Source organism: Bacillota bacterium, assembly GCA_024655925.1.
GTDB lineage: Bacteria > Bacillota > DTU025 > DTU025 > JANLFS01 > JANLFS01.
The window spans coordinates 2,217-5,228 of sequence record JANLFS010000145.1 but is presented as its reverse complement, the minus strand read 5'-3'; the positions used below and the strand labels follow the sequence as shown (position 1 = coordinate 5,228).

5 protein-coding genes are annotated in these 3,012 nt (G+C 59.6%); all 5 read left to right on the top strand.

Translation table 11 applies throughout. The features are described 5' to 3' along the window. On the top strand, nt 1–266 hold a 266-nt coding region (locus NUW23_14940), incomplete at its 5' end, for a hypothetical protein (GenBank protein ID MCR4427456.1). Nucleotides 267–286: 20 nt separating this feature from the next. After that, nucleotides 287–610 carry a hypothetical protein gene (locus NUW23_14935; GenBank protein MCR4427455.1) on the top strand — a complete coding sequence of 108 codons (324 nt, stop codon included), beginning with the start codon at nt 287–289 and terminating at the stop codon, nt 608–610. Nucleotides 611–931: 321 nt separating this feature from the next. Then, complete coding sequence (locus tag NUW23_14930; protein MCR4427454.1) at nt 932–1,687, top strand: patatin-like phospholipase family protein; 756 nt, start codon at nt 932–934, stop codon at nt 1,685–1,687. Beyond that, nucleotides 1,678–2,700, top strand: a complete 1,023-nt coding sequence (locus NUW23_14925) for a glycosyltransferase (protein MCR4427453.1) — start codon at nt 1,678–1,680, stop codon at nt 2,698–2,700. The genes NUW23_14930 and NUW23_14925 overlap by 10 nt, the downstream gene beginning before the upstream one ends. 1 nt (nt 2,701) lies before the next feature. Continuing rightward, on the top strand, nt 2,702–3,012 hold a 311-nt coding region (locus NUW23_14920), incomplete at its 3' end, for an AarF/ABC1/UbiB kinase family protein (GenBank protein ID MCR4427452.1).

Below are 3,012 nucleotides of genomic sequence, written 5' to 3'. Positions count from 1 at the left end.
AGCAAGAGATCATGGAATTGACAGGCGAGGCCCTGACCAAGTGGATGGCCCGCCTGAGTCGCGAGGAAAAGGTGACCTTCTTGACCGAGCTCGTTGAGAAGAATCTGCCACGGGCGCTGGAAGGATTGACGCGCGAGGATCGAGCACGATTGATGAACGCACTCCTGCGCCGCGTGGCCCGCGAGTTTCCACTGGAAGACGTGGATATCCTGGGCGCATTCGGAACGATGGAGGCGGACGATGAACTGCCGGAATGGGGAAAGTGAGGAAGGTGAGGAGTGTGACGATGAGTGACTGTCAATTTCTGGAGATGGGGCCCGAACCGGGGGGTTATTGCTGCACGGCTGGTGTCAACTTCTACGCGGTGGGGGAGACTCGCGCATTGTGTCGCACCTGTCCGCTATTTGAACTGAAGGACGTACCCCTGTGCCAGCATCTGGAGGTCTATACTTTCCTGCGGGTGGACAGGAAGCGAGGGCATTTCATCCAGGCCAGGCTGGAATGCCGGCTCATGGATCGCATCTTAACCGATCTTGACGCCTGCCGTTGCTGCCCCGACTACCGAGCGGAGCGGGCACAGGCGAGGGTGAGATGCTACGTGGCCCGGTAGCAATCTGCCTGATGTTCTCGTCCCGCACTATCAGGTTGGGTATTGGACATTGGCGTTTCTGTTCGTAGCAGGGCAGCTTTCTATAGCCGCCGCTGTGGGCAGGTATGGAAACCTGCCCTGACGCTTATTTTCAAAGCAGGGCGGCTTTCCACAGCCGCCGCCCTGGAGCGGCGAAGGGATATACTATGCTATCCGCAGCGCCCAGTTGGCCGCGCCGGTGATCCTGGCGGCGTTAAAGCAGAACGAGATTGACTTGCGGCCTTACGAACAAGCAGTGGATGCGGAACTGATGCCCGACTTGCTCACAGCGCGGATCTGGGGATTCCCGTTGATTTCCTGGCCGGGACCAGCATGGGCGGGGTGATTGCCGCCGCCTACGCCTCGGGCCTGAGCGCGGATTACATCGAGAAAGAGGCCCTGCGCATGGGTCAGCTGCGCAATCTGATCACTCTGCTGGACCGTAGCCTGCCCCGGCGCGGTTTGGTTGAGGGCCAGAAAGTACAGGAGTATCTGACCACCCATCTGGGGGAGAAGACTTTCGAGGATATGAAGATTCCTCTGGCCCTGGTGGCCGTGGATCTGATCAGTGGCCAGGAGGTGATACTGAACAGCGGTTCCGTCGTTGATGCAGTGCGGGCTACCGTCTCCCTGCCCGGCGTTTTCGCTCCCTTCCGCCTCGGCGATTATCTCCTGGTGGATGGGGGTGTACTCAACAACCTGCCGGCCGATGTCGTGCGTCGTATGGGGGCCCACGTGGTCATCGCCGTGGACGTGTCAGCCGGGCCGAATGGACTCTCCCGACTGCTGGAGGCGGAGCAGCAGGGCCTGGCCCTGACCCAGCTTCCCCTGATCATCGAAACCCTGCGGCGGACGGTGGGTATCATGGAGGAACAGATCCTGGCCCAGAAATTGCGCGAGGCTGACCCCGAGGTTTTAATCCACCCGCCGCTGGATGACAGGATCACCCTTTTCAATGGCTTCCCACGGGCGGAGGAGATCATAGCCATAGGAGAAAGGGCTGCATGGGAGGCCATACCTCGTATTCAGGAGGCATTAAAGGTGAACCCATGCGTTTAAGTGTTATCATCCCCACATTGAACGAGGCAACCTATTTGCCCATCTTACTCGATGCCCTGGCCGCACAGACCCGTCCCCCGGATGAGATCATCGTGGCCGACGCGGGCTCGTGCGATGGCACGGCGGAACTGGCCCAAGAACGCGGAGCTCGCGTAGTACATGGTGGGATGCCTGCTGCCGGGCGTAACGCGGGGGCGCGTGTGGCCACAGGAAACCTGTTTCTTTTTCTCGATGCCGACGTTGTTCCGCCATCCGATTTCATCGCGCGTGCAGTGGAGGAATTTGAGGGCGAAGGCTATGCCATCGCCACCTCCCTTATCACCGCGTTGGACGGCGACCTGGTTGACCAAATCGCCGCCGAGGCAACCAACCTCTACTTACTGGCCATGCGGCCCATCTCACCGCATGCGCCCGGCTTTTGTATTCTGGTGCAGCGCGCCATCCACGAAAAGATCGGTGGCTTTGATGAAACGCTCAGGTTAAGTGAGGACCATGATTACGCCCGCCGCGCTACGCGGTATGGAAAGTTCGGTATTTTAACCACTACCCGCATCCCGGTCTCGATGCGGCGTGTGGAAAAAGAGGGGCTTGCGGGGCTTGGGTTGAAGTACGCCTGGTGCGAAATGTATGCGCTGGCGGGCAAGCCGGTACGCGCCATCCCCTTCGAGTATGAGTTCGGCGCATTTGGTCCGCCCAGCGCTTCTGCCAATCGCCCGCTGATAGATGTGGATGAACTGCGCCAACAGTTGGGGCGGTTCGCCAATCCGCTACAGCGTTTCAGCCGTTCGGGACGGGAACAACTCACCCGCTGGGTAGAGATAGACGCAGGGCAACTCACACGCGAGCGTATCCGTCGGCTGCTTGCACGCCGTGACCTCGATACCTGGCATCGCTTTTTGCAGCAGCGCCTCGCGCTTACCTCTCGGCCGCGTGCGCCACTACGCAAGCAATGGTCGAAGCTCAAGACATTGCCCAGGCAGTTCTGCCAGCGCAACGACTCGCCGGAGAAATGAGATGGAAAGATTAGGACAGCGAGCTAGACACCTCAAACGCTACCGGGGGATAGCCCGAGTGTTGATCAAATACGGCTTCGGCGAGCTCGTTGACCAACTGGGTCTGGTCTCCTATCTCTCTTTGCCCCGCCGATGGTTGCGCCGAGAAACAAGCGAAAGGCCACATCCGACCACGCCGGAACGGATACGCCTGGCCATCGAGGAACTGGGACCAACTTTCATCAAGTTCGGCCAAATCATAAGCACCCGTCCGGACCTCATTCCCCCGGCCTACATCGCCGAGTTGACAAAATTGCAGGACACTGTTCCACC

Coding starts and splice junctions, on each gene's coding strand:
- NUW23_14925 (MCR4427453.1), top strand. CDS start 1,678: ATGCGTTTAAGTGTTATCATCCCCACATTGAACGAGGCAACCTATTTG.
- NUW23_14935 (MCR4427455.1), top strand. CDS start 287: ATGAGTGACTGTCAATTTCTGGAGATGGGGCCCGAACCGGGGGGTTAT.